Annotated in this window: 16 protein-coding genes; 10 read left to right on the top strand and 6 right to left on the bottom strand. The window is 71.2% G+C overall.

What is annotated here, in order from left to right; all coding sequences use genetic code 11:
* The 5 genes from DI573_RS03320 to DI573_RS03300 all read left to right on the top strand — a co-directional run.
* A partial coding sequence (locus DI573_RS03320) for an HNH endonuclease signature motif containing protein (protein WP_292810620.1) occupies window positions 1-403 on the top strand: 403 nt, incomplete at its 5' end.
* 117 nt (window positions 404-520) lie between these two features.
* The gene (locus DI573_RS03315; RefSeq protein ID WP_292810618.1) at window positions 521-1519 is read left to right on the top strand and encodes a hypothetical protein; all 999 of its coding nucleotides are present in this window, start codon (window positions 521-523) and stop codon (window positions 1517-1519) included.
* Between the two features lie 78 nt (window positions 1520-1597).
* The gene (locus tag DI573_RS03310) at window positions 1598-3226 is read left to right on the top strand and encodes a S8 family peptidase (protein ID WP_292810616.1); all 1629 of its coding nucleotides are present in this window, start codon (window positions 1598-1600) and stop codon (window positions 3224-3226) included.
* A 13-nt stretch (window positions 3227-3239) separates the two neighbouring features.
* Window positions 3240-4526, top strand: coding sequence for a hypothetical protein (locus tag DI573_RS03305; protein ID WP_292810613.1), 1287 nt, complete (start codon window positions 3240-3242; stop codon window positions 4524-4526).
* Between the two features lie 56 nt (window positions 4527-4582).
* Window positions 4583-5953 (top strand): phosphotransferase, encoded by a 1371-nt coding sequence (locus tag DI573_RS03300; RefSeq protein WP_292810611.1) that lies wholly within the window; start codon window positions 4583-4585, stop codon window positions 5951-5953.
* Here DI573_RS03300 and DI573_RS03295 read toward each other — a convergent pair.
* Window positions 5934-7175, bottom strand: coding sequence for a CDP-glycerol glycerophosphotransferase family protein (locus DI573_RS03295; RefSeq protein ID WP_292810609.1), 1242 nt, complete (start codon window positions 7173-7175; stop codon window positions 5934-5936). The genes DI573_RS03300 and DI573_RS03295 overlap by 20 nt on opposite strands.
* Before the next feature lie 134 nt (window positions 7176-7309).
* Here DI573_RS03295 and DI573_RS03290 point away from each other — a divergent pair, with 134 nt between their 5' ends.
* On the top strand, window positions 7310-8335 hold the full coding sequence (locus tag DI573_RS03290; RefSeq protein ID WP_292810622.1) for a glycosyltransferase: 1026 nt from the start codon (window positions 7310-7312) through the stop codon (window positions 8333-8335).
* Window positions 8336-8355: 20 nt separating this feature from the next.
* Here the strand turns inward: DI573_RS03290 and DI573_RS03285 are convergent, their stop codons facing one another.
* The 3 genes from DI573_RS03285 to DI573_RS03275 all read right to left on the bottom strand — a co-directional run bounded on the left by DI573_RS03285 (window position 8356) and on the right by DI573_RS03275 (window position 12723).
* Window positions 8356-9819 carry a CDP-glycerol glycerophosphotransferase family protein gene (locus tag DI573_RS03285; protein WP_292810606.1) on the bottom strand — a complete coding sequence of 488 codons (1464 nt, stop codon included), beginning with the start codon at window positions 9817-9819 and terminating at the stop codon, window positions 8356-8358.
* Window positions 9816-11120 (bottom strand): CDP-glycerol glycerophosphotransferase family protein, encoded by a 1305-nt coding sequence (locus DI573_RS03280; protein WP_292810604.1) that lies wholly within the window; start codon window positions 11118-11120, stop codon window positions 9816-9818. The genes DI573_RS03285 and DI573_RS03280 overlap by 4 nt, the downstream gene beginning before the upstream one ends.
* 97 nt (window positions 11121-11217) lie before the next feature.
* On the bottom strand, window positions 11218-12723 hold the full coding sequence (locus DI573_RS03275; protein WP_292810602.1) for a trypsin-like peptidase domain-containing protein: 1506 nt from the start codon (window positions 12721-12723) through the stop codon (window positions 11218-11220).
* A gap of 141 nt (window positions 12724-12864) precedes the next feature.
* Here DI573_RS03275 and DI573_RS03270 point away from each other — a divergent pair, with 141 nt between their 5' ends.
* Window positions 12865-14067, top strand: a complete 1203-nt coding sequence (locus DI573_RS03270; RefSeq protein WP_292810598.1) for an aminotransferase class I/II-fold pyridoxal phosphate-dependent enzyme — start codon at window positions 12865-12867, stop codon at window positions 14065-14067.
* A gap of 34 nt (window positions 14068-14101) precedes the next feature.
* On the opposite strand, the gene DI573_RS03265 is transcribed toward DI573_RS03270, so the two are convergent.
* Both DI573_RS03265 and DI573_RS03260 read right to left on the bottom strand, forming a co-directional pair.
* The gene (locus tag DI573_RS03265) at window positions 14102-14935 is read right to left on the bottom strand and encodes a carbon-nitrogen hydrolase family protein (RefSeq protein WP_292810596.1); all 834 of its coding nucleotides are present in this window, start codon (window positions 14933-14935) and stop codon (window positions 14102-14104) included.
* Entirely contained in the window at window positions 14932-15483 is a 552-nt protein-coding gene (locus tag DI573_RS03260) for a DUF6328 family protein (protein ID WP_292810594.1), read from the bottom strand. The genes DI573_RS03265 and DI573_RS03260 overlap by 4 nt, the downstream gene beginning before the upstream one ends.
* 128 nt (window positions 15484-15611) lie before the next feature.
* Here DI573_RS03260 and DI573_RS03255 point away from each other — a divergent pair, with 128 nt between their 5' ends.
* From DI573_RS03255 to mtnB, 3 genes are read left to right on the top strand one after another with little or no spacing between them, the layout of a single operon-like run.
* Window positions 15612-16733 carry a hypothetical protein gene (locus tag DI573_RS03255; RefSeq protein ID WP_292810592.1) on the top strand — a complete coding sequence of 374 codons (1122 nt, stop codon included), beginning with the start codon at window positions 15612-15614 and terminating at the stop codon, window positions 16731-16733.
* A complete protein-coding gene (gene mtnC, locus DI573_RS03250) occupies window positions 16730-17446 on the top strand; it encodes an acireductone synthase (protein ID WP_292810591.1) in 717 nt (238 codons plus the stop codon). The genes DI573_RS03255 and mtnC overlap by 4 nt, the downstream gene beginning before the upstream one ends.
* Window positions 17443-18075, top strand: coding sequence for a methylthioribulose 1-phosphate dehydratase (mtnB, locus tag DI573_RS03245; protein WP_292810589.1), 633 nt, complete (start codon window positions 17443-17445; stop codon window positions 18073-18075). The genes mtnC and mtnB overlap by 4 nt, the downstream gene beginning before the upstream one ends.
* Window positions 18076-18102: the final 27 nt, after the last annotated feature.

Genomic DNA, 18102 nt, shown 5'->3' with positions numbered 1-18102 from the left:
CGCGAGGATCCTCGCGAAATCCGTTCCGGGATGGGAACGGGTGTTGGCCGATCCGATCACCGGCGGGGTCCTTGCCGTCGACAGGTACACACGATCCGCAGACCTCACCCGGCACTTGAGGGTGCGGGATCCGCACTGCAGATTCCCCGGATGCCGCATGCCCACCCACCGGTGCGACATCGACCACGGCCAAGACTTCGCCCTCGGCGGAGCAACCGATCATCGAAACCTCTGCGCCCTCTGCCGACGACACCACACCCTCAAGGGTGAGACGCCGTGGCGGGTGAAACATCACCCGGGCGGGGTGATCGAGTGGATATCCCCCGGCGGACTCCACTACACCGACACACCACCACCCGTCACCATCGGATTCGTGCCCGACCTTGAGGACGCACCCTTCTGAAACCGAGCACAATTCGGACGCCGCCTCAAGCGTGTCGATCACCACGGCCGCCTGAGCGACACGGCGGACGACAGCGCCCGAGCCCATCTCCCAGACAGCAGGATTAGGATCTGCCCGATGGCCGAGAAGGTACACAGGATCCACACACTTCCCTCCGACACACCGTGGGAGGGCGGGTTGCCGCCCGTGGGCTCCGAGGAGCACCCGCGGGTGATCCGCGCACTCGATCGCGTCCTCGCGATACAGCGACCCGTCGTCGTCGCACATATCCGCAGCATCCGCCTCCGGCATCCCGATGCCACGACCACCGAGATCGTGCGGATGCTGGAGCGCCGGTACCTCGCCGCCGTCACCACCGGCGGAGCCGCCGTCGGAGCGACCGCCGTCGTGCCCGGCATCGGAACCGGCGTCACTCTCGCCCTCTCCGGCGTCGAAACGGTGGGATTCCTGGAATCCACGACCCTCTTCGCGCAGTCGGTCGCCGAGGTCCACGGCATCGCCGTCGACGACCCCGACCGCGCCCGCGCGCTCGTCCTGACCCTCATGCTCGGCAAAGAGGGCGTCGACCTCGTGTCGCAGCTCGCGGGACAAGCGGCAGGCAAGGGCGTGACGCGTCCCGCGTACTGGGGCGAACTCGTCACGAAGACACTCCCCCGCGCCGCCGTCGGCCCTCTCGTCGACCGCCTGAAGACGAGCTTCATCCACCAGTTCGCGGTGCGCGGCGGCGCGTCCTGGGTGGGCAAGGCGCTGCCCTTCGGTGTGGGCGCCGTCATCGGCGGCGCGGGAAACCACATCCTCGGCCGCCGCGTCCTCACCGGCTCCCGGCGCGCGTTCGGCGTGCCCCCGGCCGCGCTACCCGGCGATCTCGAACCCCGACCCGGCGCGCAGCGGCTCGAACGCTCCGCCGTGACAGGCGTGCGACGGGCAGGCGGCGCCGTTGCAGGACTCCTCGGCACCTCCGGACGTACCGTGGGCGCTGCGGGCAACCGCATCGGCGGCTCCGTCGCCCAGGCGACCCGCCGCGTGCGACCCACACGCCAACGCCCGGAACTCACCACCGGCGCGACCGACGACACCGGCGCGCACGACGACACCGACGCCGCCCGCCCCAGCTGACACGCGCACCCCTGGCGTGCGCGACGAGCGCGCGGTACTGTGCCCTCGGATCCCGGCGGTGCGGGCAGGGGGTGGGCGATGGCGCGTTCTCAGGAACCACCCGACCTGCCGCGCGAGTTCCCCGGGCTCGAGCCCGACGACGACCTGCTGCCGGATCCCCTGCAACCGGGGCCGCAGGGTGAAGATCCGGGTCAGGTCGATCGACGCGAGCCCGCGCCGCGGCGCCCGGGCGGACCCGCGTTCGAGCTGCCCGGAATGCCGCGCACAGCATCCCTCGTCACCGATTCGGTCATCACGCGCCCCCTCAGCGAGCGGATGGCCTCCGCTCCCCCCGACGCGGCGATCGGCATCATCGTCGAACTGCGCACCGACAGCGGCCTGGAGCCGGCCCACGCTCTCGCGCAGCTGACGACGATGCTCACGATGATCGCCCCCCGCGCCCCCGTGTGGAACACCCGCGCCTACCTGATGTCGGCCCTCACCGCCGACGAGATCCGCCGCCTGGCCGAGGTCGACTCCCGCGGCGCCGCACGGAGCGGTTCGTCGCGGCACGATCAGCGCAGTGCGCCGCGCCGCTTCATCCACCGCATCTGGCCCAACTTCGAGGTGCGCGCAGCCGTCCACCGCACCGTGATGACCACCAAAGCCGAGGCGGCGATCCGCGCGTTCGACGCCACCGGCGAGGGCATCGTCTGGGCCGTGCTCGACACCGGGGTCGATGCGAAGCATCCGCACTTCGCCGCCCATGACACCTTCGACCTGCCCGGCAACCTCGCCCACCGCAGCTTCGTCCCCGGTTCGAGCGACGCCGATGCCCTCACGGATGTCAACGGACACGGCACCCACGTCACGGGGATCATCGCGGGAGGCCGTACCGCGACCGCGAAGAGACCGATCGTCGCGGCGACCTGGTACCGCACGGCGGGCGGAGGGGCCGGCGTCGAACGCGTCTCGCTGGATCGGATCAGCGGCATGGCACCGCGCACGAAGATCCTCTCGTGCAAGGTCCTGCGCGACGATCGCACGGGCGACGTCGCGGCGTTGCTCGCCGCGCTCGAACACATCCAGGATCTGAACAACGGCGGCCGCGAGCTCAACGTCCACGGCGTCAACCTCTCGCTCGGCTACCCGTTCGATCCGTCCTGGTTCGCCACCGGGCTCTCGCCGGTGTGCCGAGAGGTGGATCGACTCGTCGCCTCGGGCGTGTGCGTCGTCGTCGCGGCCGGCAATACGGGGTACGGCGCGGCCCGCGACACCGCGGGGAGAGAGATGCGGCTCGGGTTCGGCATGACGATCAACGATCCCGGCAACGCCGCGCGCGGGATCACCGTCGGCTCGACCTCGGTCAATCCGTACTCGTCCGGGGTGTCGTACTTCTCCTCGAAGGGTCCCACGGGAGACGGCAGGCTCAAGCCCGATCTTGTCGCCCCCGGCGAGCGCGTGGTCAGCGCGGGCGCCGGCTACCTGTTGGAGAAGGCCCGCGCCCACGTGGCCGACGCGGCATACGTCGAGGATTCCGGCACGTCGATGTCGGCCCCGCATGTATCAGGAGTGGCCGCCGGCTTCCTCTCGGTGCACAGGGAGTTCATCGGCAAACCCGACGAACTCAAGCGCATCCTGATGGACACGGCGAGCGACCTCGGTCGCGAACGCGCGTTCCAGGGCCGCGGCCTCGTCGATGCGATGCGGGCCATCCAATCCGTCTGAGAGCGAGCACACCATGAAGCTTCCCTACGCCGAGGTCGCGTTCGACAAGAAGGGCCGCGAAATCGACGGCGCCGACCGCGAACGCCTGGACGAGCTGCTCGCCCACACACACCCGACCGACCTGATCGTGATCTCGCACGGCTGGAACAACACCCACGGTCAAGCGCGCGCCCTGTACGAGCGATTCATCGACTCCCTGGTCGCCGTACGCCCCCAGGTCGACGGCGCCGCCACGCGCCGATTCGTCGTCGTCGGGATGCTGTGGCCATCGATCCTGTGGGCTCCGGCCGAATCCGACGGCGCGGGCGCCGGAGTGGGAGGTGAGGAGGAAGCGCTGATCGCCGACATCCGGGCCCGCGTCGACGACGAGGATGCCGCGGCCGAGCTGATCGCGCTCGTGCCGCAGCTCGAGACGTCGGGCGATGCGCAGAAGCGCTTTGTGGATGTCCTGCGTGCGACGCTTCCGGATTCCTCGGAGGGCGAGGACGCGGCCGGGTTCGAAGCCCTGCGCACGGCCGATGCCGCCGACGTCCTCGACGCGGCACGCGCGCTGGAGGAGGAACAGGCCGCACCGGCAGCGGTGGGCGGAGCCGCCGTGATCGATCCCGCGGGGCTGTCGCCCCTCGATTCGGGCGGCCCCGGCGGGGGCGCGGGACTGTTCGACAGCATCCTGCGCGCGGGACGCGGCCTGGTGAACGTCACGACCTATTACACGATGAAGGAGCGGGCCGGCGTCGTCGGCGCACGGGGATTCGCTCCCCTGCTCGGTCACCTCCACGAGGAGGCGCCCGCCGCCCGCATTCACCTGGTGGGGCACTCCTTCGGCGGTCGTGCCGTCACCGCGGCTGCTCTCGCGAGCACGGCTCCGGTGGCATCGCTGTCTCTGCTGCAGGCCGCATACAGCCACTTCGGCATGGCGCGCGCCTACGACGACACGGGCGCGGACGGCGCGTTCGCCGGTGTGCCCGAGAAGGTCCGCGGTCCCGTGATCATCACCCACACCGTCAACGACAAGGCCGTCGGGCTCGCCTACCCGGTCGCCTCCCGGCTGGCGCGCCAGATCGGGGTCGGGCTCGGCGACGCCGCGGATCCCTACGGCGGAATCGGTCGCAACGGCGCGCTGAAGACGCCCGGCGCCACGACCGCGGACCTCGGCGACGTGGGCGCAACCTATGCTCTCGCCGCGGGACGGGTGACCTCGCTCCGCGCCGATCGGTACATCGGAGACCACTCCGACGTCACCGGCCGCGAGGTGGCATACGCCGTCCTGTGCGCGGTCATGAGCGCATCTGCGCCGTGAAGTCAACCCGTCCGGCGCATCTCGACACTGCCGGGGGTCGAGAATACGCTCGCCCTATGGACAGCACGATTTCGTGCCTGGCGGCGTGGATGCCGCGGCAGCGATGGTATGCCGGCAAGGGCCGTGCTCCGCATCTCGCGATCATCGGCTCGTGGGACCTGCCCTCGCCCTCCCCCGGCGTCGTGGTGCGCACCTACCTCGTCGTCGATGAGTCCGCGCTGCCCGTCGTGCTGTACCAGGTGCCGGTCGTGGCGCGGGCGACCGCTGACGTCGAGGCCGATGCCGCGCACGTCATCGGCGATCCGGAACCGGGCACGACCCTGATCGACGGGCCGCACGATCCCGCGTACGCGAACGCGCTTCTCGCCCTCATCACCACCGGGACCGAGGCGGTCGGAAGCGGAGCCCGCGCCCAGGGCCTCCCCTCGGGCGCGGGCGCGCCGCTCACCGCGATGCGCTCCGCGGTGCTCGCGGGTGAGCAGTCCAACACCTCGATCGTGTACCGCCCGGCAGAAGAGGGCGCGGCGGCACCGATCATCTGCAAGGTGTTCCGTCAGCTGCACGGCGGACGCAACCCCGACATCGAGCTGCAGACCGCGCTCGCCGCGGCCGGCTCCGAGCATGTGCCCCCCGCGATCGGGTCGATCGAGGGGTCCTGGCCGGATCCGATGGGCCGAGGCGAGCAGGCGGGTTCTCTCGCGTTCGCGCAGGAGTTCCTGCCCGGCGTGGAGGATGCGTGGCGGGGCACCCTGCGCGCCGCGTCGTCCGGCGAGGACTTCACCGAGCGCGCGGAGCAGCTCGGTGTCGCGACCGCCGAGGTCCACCTGCTGCTGGCCGGCCTGTTCCCGCCACACGAGGCCTCGGAGCAGGACCGGGCGGCCGTTCGTGCCGTCTGGGACAGGCGGCTCGTGACGGCCGTCTCGGAAGTCCCCGGCATCGCCGCCCGACGTGCCGAGATCGAGGCCGTCTACGACCGTGCACTGCAGCATCCCTGGCCCGCCCTCCAGCGCGTGCACGGCGACTACCACCTGGGACAGGTCATCCTCGTCCCCGGGCACGGCTGGGTGCTGCTGGATTTCGAGGGCGAGCCGCTGCGACCGATGGCCGAGCGCACGCGTCCCGACCTCGCGCTGCGGGACGTGGCCGGGATGCTGCGCTCGTTCGACTACGTCGGCGGGTCGATACGTCTTGACCGGCCGGATCACTCCGTCGATGCGGTGACCGACTGGGTCGCCGCGGCGCGTGCCGCGTTCCTGCGCGGCTACGCGGGGGCGGCCGACGTGGACCTTGCGGACGTGGCGGACCTCCTGAACGCCTTGGAGCTCGACAAGGCCGTCTACGAGGTCATCTACGAGGCACGCAACCGACCGACGTGGACATCCATCCCGCGTTCCGCCATCGGACGCATCATCGATCGGCCCGGGTGAGTGTGCGGGCGTGCCATCGCTCCCAGTCGTCCATGAGGCCCTGGATCGCGGCGTGGAACTTCGCCGTCGCGGCCCCCGGCGCCGTCTCACCGAAGTAGTGCTGCACCCACGTACCCAGCCGTTCGATCGCCGCGGCGTCGCCGCGCACCCGCTCGACCTCGGCGACGATCCCGCCCGCGTCCGCGGCGTCCAGCCACTCGCACGCCGAGAGGTAGCCGTTCGTGTCGACGAGGGCCTCGGGATCGGCCGGGCGCGTGATCATCAGCGGCTTGCCCGCCGCCAGCCGGTCGTAGACCATCGCCGAGATGTCGACGACGGCGACGTCCGCGGCGGCCAGCTGCCAGCCGAGGTCGGGCCCGTCGTCGAAGACGTGCTCGGCCGTGGTGTCCGCCGCATTGGCCCGGCCGAGCGCCGCGATGATGCGTTGATTCGCGGCACCGTACGCGGGATCGATGATCCCGCTGCGGGGATGCGGTCGGTAGATCACGCGATGACGTCCGGTCGCCAGCAGCGCATCGACGAGCGCCTCGCCGTGGGTGAGGATGGAGCCGTAGTGCGCCGAGGGGCGGTCGCCCTCCCATGTCGGGGCGTAGAGCACGACGGTGCGCTCGTCGGGCGTGTACGGGAGCGCACCCGAGTAGTGATCGGCCTGGGGCCTGCCGATCTCGATCGCCCGCTTGTCGAGGTCGTAATCCCACAGCACGCGGTCGAGGCGCTCGCGGGCCGCCGCGCCCGCGATGAACGCCACGTCGTACGCCTTGTACTGGTTGGTCGTCATGTACATCTTGTCGGACTCGCCGTGGTTGATGAACACGTGCCACCGTCGGCCGTAGCGGAACATCTGGAAGTTGCGGGTGTTCTGGTTGACGTAGAGCACCACGCGGATGTCCTGCGTGTGCACGTAGCGCTCGAGATCACGCACCGTGGGCACGAAAGCCACCGGAAGTGCGCCGTCTGCGAGGAGGGCACGCGCGCCGGTGGCGGAACGGGCGAGCACGACCACCGGCCAGATGCGGGCCAACTCGGCCAGCGGCTTGTACCACTGGCGCATCTGGTACATGTTCACATCGCCGTCCGCGAAGTACACCGCGACGCGATAGTGCTCGGGCGCATGCGGAGGCAGCGCCGCCAGAGTCTTGCGGACGCTGCGCACGGACGCGCGGGTGGCGAGCGCCTTCACCAGCAGCGCCCTCGCCTTGCGCGCATCCGACACGATTCCCACCCGGCAAGCCTACCCAGGCTCACATCGCGCGCCCGTGACATGATCGACGGGTGCAGGTGGATGATCCCGGACGACGCGCGATCGCACGCCGGGACGCCCCCACCGTGGCGGCCGGCTCGGGCGTGTCGTTCATCATGCCCGTGCTCAACGAGCGTGCCTACCTCGAGCGCGCGGTGCGCACCGTCCTCGAACAGGTCGTCGACGGACCGACCGAGCTCGTACTCGCGCTGGGCCCTTCGAGCGATGGAACGACCGCACTGGCCGAACGCCTCGCCGCCGCGGATGACCGCATCCTCCTCGTGCACAACCCGGCCGCCGACATCCCGGTGGGTCTGAACGCCGCGATCCGTGCGAGCACGCTGCCGACGATCGTGCGCGTCGACGCGCATTCGGAGCTGGCCCCCGATTACACGCGACTCGCCCTCGCGACGCTCGCGCGCACGCGCGCCGCCAACGTCGGGGGCGTCATGCGCGCCGACGGCCGCTCACCCTTCCAGCGCGCCGTCGCCCGCGCCTACAACTCCCCCATCGGCCTCGGCGGCGGCGCGTACCACGGCGGCACCCGCGAGGGCGAGGCCGAATCGGCCTACCTCGGGGTCATGCGCCGCGCCGTCCTCGACGAGGTCGGTCTCTTCGACGAATCGATCCGCCGCGGCGAGGACTGGGAGCTCAACCTCCGCATCCGCAGCGCCGGATACCGCGTGTGGTTCGATCCCGGCCTCTCCGTCACCTACTGGCCCCGCGAGAGCTGGCCGCGGCTGGCCCGTCAGTTCTTCGCCACCGGCACGTGGCGCGGCGAACTCGTCCGCCGCTACGGACGACGCAATTCGCTCCGCTTCTTCGCGCCGCCGGCCCTCGTCCTCTCGGCGGGCACGGCAGCCGTGCTCGCCGTGCTGCAGGCGACCCGGATCGTGACGGGTGCGGCCTCGATGGCAGCATCCGTCCTCTACCTGCCCGTCGCCGCGTACACGGCACTCGTTGCGGGTGTCGCGGCCGGTCGCGGCGGAGGCCGCGGGTGGCGAGACAAGGTCTGGACGCTCGCCGTGCTGCCGACGATGCATCTCGCGTGGGGAGCCGGATTCGTGCGCGGGCTCGCGAGCGGGGCGCGCGACACCGTCGACACCTCGCGCCTGAGCGAGCGCAACACCCCCCTGCCGTAGCCCGCACGGCCGGCAGCGGATCAGTCTCGGCCGATGAATCCCTGATCGAGCAGACGCGCGACGACGCGCTCGGCTGCGCGGCCGTCCTCGCGTGCCGTGAACGCACGCTGCCACGCCGTGTAGCGGGCTCCGAACAGCCCGGGCAGATCGCTGTCGCCGAGCGCCGCCGCGAGCTCGTCCTGCGTGCGCACGACGGGCCCCGGCGCACGCTCGACGAGATCGAAGTAGAAGCCGCGGAGCTCGCCCCTATAGTGCTCGAGATCCGGCACGAGGAAGTACATCGGCTTGCCGGTGACCGCGAAGTCGAACATCACCGAGGAGTAGTCCGTGATGAGCGCGTCGGCGACCAGGAGCAATCGAGAGATGTCGGGATAACCCGTGACGTCGATCACACGAGGACCATCGACGTCGCGTCCCGGGATCAGCGTGCGGGAATGACCGCGCACGAGCACCACGGCATCCGCATCGCGGGCGAGGGTCGCCGGATCGACGAAGTCGACCATCAGCGCTCGATCGTCCCGCCAGGTCGGGGCGTAGAGCAGCACCCGTTCGTCCGCTCGGATGCCCAGCGCCCGTCGGATGTCCGCACCGTCGCCGGTGACGAGCACATCGTTGCGCGGATACCCCTCCACCCAGATGGGACGTGTCAGGAACGCGTAGGCCTTGCGCAGGATGTTCGCCGCATAGGGGTTCGCCGCCAGCAGCACGTCCCAGCGGCGTCCCTCGCGCACGACCGCGATCATGCGACGGGGATCGAAACCGGGCCGGTGCAGCGCCAGCCGCTTGAGCGGCGTGCCGTGCCATGTCTGCACCACCCGCTGCCCCGGCCGCCGCGAGAAACGGCGACGCAGCCAGTCGTTGACCACCAGCAGGCGCGCCTGACCCCGCGCACGCCACCACTCCGGGCTCGCCTCCACCACGGGTACGGCTCCCGGCGGCACCTCCACCGACAGGTCGACCACACTCCAGTAGCGCGTCACCTCAGGCGCGACGCGCGCGAGTTCACGGTCGATCGCGAGCGGATTGCAGCTCGCGCTGCGTCCGTAGAAGCTCTCGAAGAAGACCGCGTTCTCGAGCGGACCGGCTCCGGCCGCGTAACGGCGCTCGAGCGCATCCTGCCCCTCACCGGAGTCGTAGACAGGGTCCACCGGCGGGCCCACGGCCAGTCGGCCCGCCTCGCCGTCGAGCTGCGCCCGCAACGCCGTGCCCACGGTGAGCGGCACGGAGTCCGAAACCACCGCCTCGGCATCCCGACCGGCCCATCGCACACGCACCTCGTACGCTCCGGAGGGCAGCGGCAGCCGCGCGCCGCCCCACCTCGCCGCGGTGAGGGGTACGCGTGCCCGCCACGTGCGACCGCGTCCCGTCAGGGTCGCATCCACACGCGCGCGGGGGCCTTCGAGCCACAGAGCCTCGGGGCGCTCGCCCTCTCCCGTGATGGTGAGCTCGGGCGCATCCGCGCACCTCAGCTGAGCCGTCGTCATGCCGTGGTCCCCTCCGCGCCCGCGTCCGCACGCCCGGCACCCATCGTGGCTGCGGGCAGACCCGCCCGTTCCACAATCGCACGGTACACCCGCCGCGTGCTGCCACCGTCGCGGAAGGCGTGCACGCGCAGGCTCAGAGCGCGCGACAGCGCGGATCGCCGCTCGTGTTCGGCGGGATCCCTCAGAAGCGTCGCCAGCTGCACCGTCGCCTCGGCCCATGTGCGCGCGAGGTCCGGCCCCGCCACATCCTCGTACCGCCCGTAGAACCCGCGACGCCGCGCGTACACCTCCGCATCGGGCGCGAAGTACAGCACGGGAAGCGCGACGAGCGCCGCGTCGAACGCCATCGAGGAGTAGTCCGTGATCAGCGCATCCAGGCCGGGCAGGGCCGGTGTCGCATCTCGGACCAGGTCGCTGCCGAAGGCACGCACGCGCGCAGAATCGCGCGGCGGGGTGTAGTCCCCCGCACCCAGCGGGTGCGAGCGCACGAGCAGCACCGCGTCGCACGCGTCGAGCACCGCGAGAAGCGCATCCCACTCCTGCCCCGTCGGCACCGCGGGGTCCGGATCTCCGTCGCGCCACGTCGGCGCGTAGAGCACGACGCGCGACCCGGGCGTGGGCAGCGGCCCGACAGCATCCACGATCCTCGCGCGCGCACGATCTGCGCTCGGCTCCACCCCGCCCGCCGTGAGGACGTCGGTGCGGGGCTCGCCCGTCACGGGCACACGCTCGTCGGGCAGGCCGAAGGCCGACTCGAGCCGCCCCCGGACCAGGTGCGACGCCGCCGGCAGCAGATCGATGCGCCGCGTCGCCCTCGTGTACATCAGCCGAAGCAGCGCGCGCACGACGCGCGAGCGCGGCAGGATGCTGCTGCGCAGCGTCTCGGGAGAGTCCAGACCGATGCGCTTGAGGGGGATGCCGTGCCACAGCTGCACGGTGAAGGCACCCGCAACGGCGTACCTGTTGGCGTCGCCGAAGCCGTGCGTGACGACGACGACCCGCGCGCGCGCGGTGCGCCAGAACCCGCGAAGGGAGCTCTTGCGCGCGAAGGCGATGCCGAGTGCGCGCGCATCGGCGTCGTCGCGCGGCGATCCCGTCAGCCAGAGGGCCGGGCGGCCGTCGGCCGTGACCTGCCTCCAGAGCGCGAGCGCTCCGTCGGTCACCCCTGCACCGCAGCCGAACACCCACTGGTCGCGCGAGCGCGGAATCACCCGCACGGCCAGAGCGCCGAGGACGTAGGCGGGGATCCGCAGCAGCTGAGCCGCGTTGCCCGCGCCGAACGAGAACGACGCCACGATCATGCCTCCCCGCACGAGCCTAGCGGTGGCACACCCTGCGTCAGACATGCGGATGCCCCCGGGCTGGAGGTCCCGGGGGCATCCGACGTTCGTCGCGGGCCTACTGCAGCGACCCCAGGGTGACCGTGGTCTCGAGGGTCTCGCCGTCACGCACGTAGGTCACGGTCGCCTCGCTGCCCGCGGCGGCCGCACGCACCTGCGCCGTGAGATCGACCGAGTCGGTGATCGGAACCCCGTTGAACGCGGTCACGATGTCGTCCGCGGCGAGTCCACCGTCCTCGGCCGCGCCGCCGGGCGTGACCGAGTCGATGTACGCGCCCGAGATCGTCGCTCCCTCCACCGCACTCGCGGCGAGAACGGTGGCACCCAGCAGGCCGTGAGTCGCTTCACCGTCGGCGATGATCTCGTCGGTGATGCGCTCCACGACATTCGAGGGGATCGAGAATCCCACGCCGATCGACCCCGACTCGCTCGACGAGCCGGCCGTCGCGATCGCGACGTTGATGCCGATCAGACGCCCCTCGCCGTCGACGAGCGCGCCGCCCGAGTTGCCGGGGTTGATCGCGGCGTCCGTCTGGATGACGGCGATCTTGATCGTCTCGCTCGCCATGGACTGCTGCTCCTGACCGGGGATGTCGAACTGGAACGGACCCTGGTCCTGCTCCTGGTCCTCCTCACCATCCCCCTCATCGTCGCCGCCGGACTCCGGAGCCGCCGACGAGGCGATCTCGATGCTGCGGTTCAGGGCGCTGATGATGCCCGTCGTGACGGTGTTCGCAAGCCCGAGGGGCGCTCCGATCGCTACGCTCTGATCGCCCACGTTGAGCTCGGACGAGTCCGCGAACTCGATCGGCGTGAGCCCCTCGGCATCGACGAGCCGGATGACCGCGAGGTCGTACGTGGGATCCGTGCCGACGATCTCGGCGTCGTAGATGCGACCGTCTGAGGTCGTCACCCGGATCTCGGAGGTGCCCGTTCCGCCATCGAGCGTGACGACATGGGTGTTGGTGACGACGTAGCCGTCCTCGCTGAGGACGACACCCGAGCCGCTGCCTCCCGAGCCTCCGGCCGAGACCTCGATGGTCACGACGCTCGGCAGGACCTTGGCGGCGATCGCGGTGGTGGCCGTCACGCTCTCCGGATTGTTCACGGTGACCGTGCCACCGCCGGCCACGACGGTGGTCGCGGGCTGGCCCCACAGCTGGGTGCCGGCGTACGCCGTACCGAGGCCGGCCGCGCCGCCGACCAGGGCGGCCGCGACGATCAGACCGGTCACCTTGCCCGCGGCCGACTTCTTCTTGGCGGGTCGTTCGGCCGTGGCGGTGCTCGAGCCGAAGGTCGGGCCACCGGCGGACGCGCCGCCCAGCGGAAGCGTGGGCTGGGTGGCGTGCGCTCCGTAAGGGGATGCCGCCGGACCGAACGAGGCCCCGTGTGAGGGGGCGCCGGCGCCCGGGTGGTAGCCCGCGGGATACGCGGGCATCGGCGGCCGCGGCGGCACCGGCGCAGCCTGCGCCGGGATCTCCGTCTGCGGATGCGGGTGGGGGGCGGCGGTGCCCTGCGGCTGCTCGCCGTCGTGGTCGGGGCGGACGCCCTGCGTGTCACTCATCGGTGCTCCTTCGTCCAAAGCCCTTTCACCATCCTCCCGGATCCTGTGTGTTGCTTATGACGACACCCCATTTCGGCTATGCGATGACGTTGCCCTAGCCTTGAGCGGCCCGGCCTCCGAAGCGGGCGGAAGGTGCCACACATGAGTGAGATCACAGGCGCCTGGCGTCGGACGGCGGCGGGCGCGGGACTTCTCCGGCCCGACGGGTCGGTCGCGACGACGATCTTCGCCGAGATGAGCGGCCTCGCCACGAGCACCGGCGCCCTCAATCTCGGGCAGGGCTTTCCCGACGAGGACGGGCCCGCCGAGGTGCTCGAGGCTGCGCGCTCGGCCATCGCGGGCGGAGCGAACCAGTATCCGCCGGGCCGCGGCATCCCGGATCTCCTGCAGGCGATCGCCGAGCACCAGGAGCGCTTCTACTGCGTGACCCTCGACCCCGAGCGGGAGGTGCTCGTCACCGCCGGTGCCACCGAAGCGCTCGCCTCGACACTGCTCGCCCTCATCGACTCGCCGGAGGACGAGGTCGTCGTCTTCGAGCCCTTCTACGACTCGTACGCCGCGTGTGTCGCCCTCGCCGGGGCGCGATTAGTGACGGTCCCCCTGCGCTGGCCCGATTTCCAGCCCGATCTCGACGCGCTCGAGGCCGTCGTGAGCGATCGCACGCGAATCATCCTCGTGAACGATCCGCACAACCCCACCGGTGCGGTCTTCAGCTCGGAGGTGCGCGAGCGCATCGTGGCCCTTGCCGATCGTCACGATGCCGTGATCGTCACCGACGAGGTCTACGAGCACCTCACCTTCGGTGAGCCGCACGTTCCGATCGCGACGATTCCCGGAGCGGCGGAGCGCACGCTGACGATCTCATCGGCGGGCAAGACGTTCCGCACGACGGGGTGGAAGATCGGCTGGCTGAGCGGCCCGGAAGAGCTCGTGACCGCCGTCATGACCGTCAAGCAGTACCTCACGTATGTCAACGGCTCGCCCTTCCAGCCTGCGATCGCCGTCGGGCTGCGACTGCCCGATGAGTTCTTCGCGCACATCGCGCGCGATCTCGAGCACGGCCGCGACATGCTCGGCGCCGGCCTTCGCGCCGCGGGGTTCGATGTGTCCGTGCCGCGTGGGTCCTACTTCACCGTCGCCGACGCCGGTCCGCTCGGCGCGACCGACGCCGATGAGTTCTGCCGCGAGCTGCCCCGGCGCGCAGGGGTCGTGGGGATCCCCGTGACCGCGTTCGTCACCCCCGAGCACCGCGCAGACTATGCCACGCTGGTGCGTTTCGCCGCCTGCAAGCGCGTCGACGTGATCGAGCAGGCCGCCTCGCGTCTGGCCTGCATGGCCCCCTGAGCGTCGGCGCAGGCGCCTCGCTCCGCGAACGGGGTCAGGCGGGCGCGACGCGGAATCGGCGCAGCGCGAGCGCGGGGTTCACACGGCGCACCCGTTCGATCGCTGCGCGTTCGAGGAACGCGACCGCGACGTCCGTGCCCGTACCCACGCACGCCATCTCGACGCCCTGCGGATCGATCACGCCGCTGTGCCCGATCCCGAGCGGCGGCGGATGGTCGGCGGCCGCGACGTAGAGGGTGTTCTCGATCGCTCGCGCCTGCAGGAGGGTGCGCCAGTGGTGCTCCTTCAGGGGGCCGCGCACCCACTCCGCCGGCACCAGCACGACATCCGCGCCGGCGTCGGCGAGTGTGCGGGTGACCTCGGGAAACCGCAGGTCGTAGCAGGTTTGCAGCGCAAAGCGCAGTCCGTGCCACACGAAGGTCTCGGGCGTCGCGATCTCGCCCGGTTCGATCCAGTCCGACTCGCGCTGCCCGAAGGCGTCGTAGAGGTGGAGTTTGCGGTACGTCGCCAGCAGGCCCTCGTCGCCCGACACCGCCACGACGGTGTTGCGCACGCGCCGTTCATCGGCGGCGCGCTCCAGGAACCCCGCGACGATGCAGACGCGGTGGCGGGCGGCGAGGGCGGTCAGCGCCGTCACGAAGGGGCCGTCGAGATCCTCGGCGTGGGTCGCGAGAGAGGCATCGAAGGGGTCGACGAAGTAGCTCGAGTATTCGGGCAGGAGCACAAGATCAGCGCCGCGCGCGACCGCCCGTTCGACGAGGTCCGCGATCACCTCCAGGTTCACGGCGGGAGCGGCGCTGGGTGCGAACTGGGCGACGGCCACGCCGACGGTGGTGGTGGCGACCGTGGTGGGGGCGGCATCCGTCATCGCTCGTCCTTTCCCTCGGGGCGCAGGCGCCACACCAGCGGTAGGAGGACCCACAGCGCGACGATCACGACGCCGAGGGCCACGGCCGATACTGTCGCCGCCAGGTGGCTCACGACGACGTCGAAGATGAACGCGACGACGCCGACGACCAGCACCGACACCGTCGCCAGGGCGGTCAGCAGGGCCGCGTGGCCGTAGGCGACGATGCGTCGCTTCTCGCGGCGGCGGAACAGGATGCGATGCAAGGCGACGGGGGCGAGGGCGATGATCGCGCTGAGCGCCGAGGCGACGACGAGGAAGAGGTAGAACCCGCGCTGCCCGTCCGACAGATCGCCGAAGGCCGGCTGAAAGGCGAGGGCGAGGAGAAAACCGGTGAGGATCTGGGTGCCCGTCTGCAGGACGCGCAGCTCCTGGAGCACCTCGATCCAGTTGCGGTCGTAGCGCTCGGTGGCGCTCTCGTCCCGCCCGTCACGTACGTCATCGACGCGGGAGGAATCCCCGTGCCGCGAGGATCTCCCCGACGTGGAGCCCTTCTCGATATCGACCATTCCCCCATCCTCGCGGCCCCGTCCGCGCGCGGGCAACCCGTCGCGACCGTGTTGCGCCGTGCGTCGCCCCGGGTTGGCACGGCTGCGCTTCCCCGTGTCAGGATGGCCGGGTCGGAAGGAGGGGTTGCGTGAGCCATACCGCCCCCGCAGCCACCCTCGAGAACTCCGTCGTGCTTGACGGGGACGTGGTGCGGATCCTCGACCGCCGCGTCTTCCCGGCCCGCATCGAGTGGGTCACCGCGCGCACGGCCCACGAGGTCGCCGCCGCGATCCGCGGCATGGTCACGCAGAGCTCCGGGCCGCTGTACGCCGCGTGCGCCGGCATGCAGCTCGCCGCGCTGCAGGCACGTTCGCTGCCCGTGGACGCCGCCCGACGCGCCCTCACCGAGGCGGCCGGCGAGATCGCCGCCGCGCGCCCCACCAACGCGCACCCGCGCGATGCCGTCGCGCGCGTGATCGCCGGCATCGCCGACGCCACCACGACCGCAGAGCTCGTCGCGTGCGCGATCGATACCGCGCGAGACATCGACCTGGAGTACCGCGATGCGGGTCTGCGACTGGGGCGCGTCACGATCGAGCTGCTGCCCGCGAACGCTCGAGTACTGACGCACTGCTGGATGGACGCCTATCTCTTCGGGGTGGTCGCCGCCGCGCGTGAGGCCGATATCCGCCTCGACTGGGCGGCGACCGAGACCCGGCCGTATCTCCAGGGCGCGCGCCTGACCGCGCACTCCCTCCGAGAGTTGGATCAGCGGGTGACGCTCATCACCGACGGAATGGCCGCCGCGGCACTCGCATCGCCATCGGGGACGGGCACGGGACCGATCGACGCCGTCCTCACGGCGGCGGATCGGGTCTCACTCGACGGCGACGTCGTGAACAAGGTGGGCACCCTGGGAATCGCCGCGGCCGCCGCCGCATTCGGGGTGCCCTACTACGCCCTCGTGGAGGCTCCCGATCCCGCCGCCCCCACGGGCGCCGACATCGTCATCGAGGATCGGGATCCGCGTGAAGTGCTCGAGGTTCTCGGTGCGCGCACGGCGAGCCCCCTCGTCACCGATGCCTGGTACCCGGCGTTCGACCTCACGCCCGCGCGTCTGGTCACCCGCGTGGTCACCAAGCGCGGCGCGTTCGAACCGGCCGCCGTCGCAGCGCACTTCGCGACCGCGCCCGATCTTTACGCCCAGCCCCTCACCGCGCGTGGTCGGCGGGTCGCAGCATCCCCCCTCCAAGGAGCAGTTCCCGCATGAGCGAATCCGTCACCGCGAGCGCCGATGTCGTCGTCCTCGATCTCGAAGGCACCACCAGCGCCGCGGGGTTCATCCTCGGCGATCTCTACGATTATGCGCGGCCGCGACTCGAGGGGGTGCTTCGGCGGGCGGCACACGACGAGGGCGTGGCGCGCGCGCGGCGCGAGGCGATCGCCGAAACCGGCCTGCCGGATGATGCCGCCGACGCGCAGGTGGCCGACGCGCTGCGGGCTCTGATGGCGACCGATGTGAAGTCCACCCCGCTGAAGACGCTGCAGGGGATCATCTGGGCCGAGGGATTCGCGGCGGGTGAGATCTCGTCGCACTTCTTCGACGACGTTCCTCCCCGGCTGACCGGCTGGCACGCCGCCGGTGTGCGCCTCGTCGTGTACTCCTCGGGCTCCGTCGCCTCGCAAAAACCGTGGTTCCGTCACGCACCGCAGGGAGATCTGTCCTCGCTCGTCGAGGACTGGTTCGACACGGTCAACGCCGGTCCCAAGAAGGAGACCGGGTCGTACGAACGCATCGCCGCACACCTCGCCGTCGCCCCGGAGCGCGTGCTCTTCCTCACCGATCATCCCGACGAGGTCGCAGCGGCGCGCGCCGCCGGGTGGCAGGTGATCGCCCTGGACCGCCCCGGCGAGCCCTGGGAGGGTGCACAGGTCGCCGCGCCGGCGGTGACGTCGTTCGCGCAGATCGACGTGCGCCCGTGACCGGCATCGACGCCCTCGCCCTGAAGGCCGCGGGCGGCGCCCTCGCGGCCGAAGCGGCCCGTTTCTCGGGGTACGGCTGGATGCGCGGGACATCGGGCAACCTCTCGATCGTGATGCAGCGCGAACCTCTCGTGCTCGCCGTGACGGCGTCAGGACTCGACAAATCGGAGCTCACGGACGCCGACGTCGTCCTCATCGACGCCGCGGGTCGCGCCGCGTCGGCCGATGACCCCCGTGCGCCTTCCGCCGAGGCGGGGCTGCACGCGCACATCGCCGCGCGCACCGGGGCCGGCGCGATCTTCCATGTGCACGCTCTCGACGCTGTCGTGGCCGGGCACCGGTGGCCGGAGGGCGTCGAGCTGCGCGACCTCGAGATGCTCAAGGGCATCGGACACGCCGCCCATGGCGAGAGCATCCTCATCCCCGTCATCGCCAACGACCAGGACATGGTGATCGAGTCGGAGCGCTTCGACTCGGTCTATGCGCCCCCCACGCCCCAGACGGCCGAGGTGCCGGCCCTCATCGTCGCCGGTCACGGCATGTACGCGTGGGGCGCCGACGTCGCCGCCGCGCGCCGCCACCTCGAGATCGCCGAGTGGATGCTGCGCTTCACCGTCGCGACGCGCTGAGACGCTCGGCACCTCGTCCGCCGACGC

The sequence above is a fragment of the Microbacterium sp. genome (assembly GCF_003248605.1).
In the GTDB taxonomy this organism is placed as follows: domain Bacteria; phylum Actinomycetota; class Actinomycetes; order Actinomycetales; family Microbacteriaceae; genus Microbacterium.
Note: the sequence above shows the minus strand (reverse complement) of the source record. Positions and strands in the feature narration are given on the sequence as shown.

Excerpts from the sequence above, each read along its gene's own strand:
- DI573_RS03275 (WP_292810602.1), bottom strand. The coding sequence starts at position 12,723 with ATGAGTGACACGCAGGGCGTCCGCCCCGACCACGACGGCGAGCAGCCG.
- DI573_RS03270 (WP_292810598.1), top strand. The coding sequence starts at position 12,865 with ATGAGTGAGATCACAGGCGCCTGGCGTCGGACGGCGGCGGGCGCGGGA.
- DI573_RS03290 (WP_292810622.1), top strand. The coding sequence starts at position 7,310 with ATGCCCGTGCTCAACGAGCGTGCCTACCTCGAGCGCGCGGTGCGCACC.
- DI573_RS03305 (WP_292810613.1), top strand. The coding sequence starts at position 3,240 with ATGAAGCTTCCCTACGCCGAGGTCGCGTTCGACAAGAAGGGCCGCGAA.
- DI573_RS03315 (WP_292810618.1), top strand. The coding sequence starts at position 521 with ATGGCCGAGAAGGTACACAGGATCCACACACTTCCCTCCGACACACCG.
- DI573_RS03310 (WP_292810616.1), top strand. The coding sequence starts at position 1,598 with ATGGCGCGTTCTCAGGAACCACCCGACCTGCCGCGCGAGTTCCCCGGG.
- DI573_RS03285 (WP_292810606.1), bottom strand. The coding sequence starts at position 9,819 with ATGACGACGGCTCAGCTGAGGTGCGCGGATGCGCCCGAGCTCACCATC.
- DI573_RS03300 (WP_292810611.1), top strand. The coding sequence starts at position 4,583 with ATGGACAGCACGATTTCGTGCCTGGCGGCGTGGATGCCGCGGCAGCGA.
- mtnC (WP_292810591.1), top strand. The coding sequence starts at position 16,730 with ATGAGCGAATCCGTCACCGCGAGCGCCGATGTCGTCGTCCTCGATCTC.
- DI573_RS03280 (WP_292810604.1), bottom strand. The coding sequence starts at position 11,120 with ATGATCGTGGCGTCGTTCTCGTTCGGCGCGGGCAACGCGGCTCAGCTG.
- DI573_RS03260 (WP_292810594.1), bottom strand. The coding sequence starts at position 15,483 with ATGGTCGATATCGAGAAGGGCTCCACGTCGGGGAGATCCTCGCGGCAC.
- DI573_RS03265 (WP_292810596.1), bottom strand. The coding sequence starts at position 14,935 with ATGACGGATGCCGCCCCCACCACGGTCGCCACCACCACCGTCGGCGTG.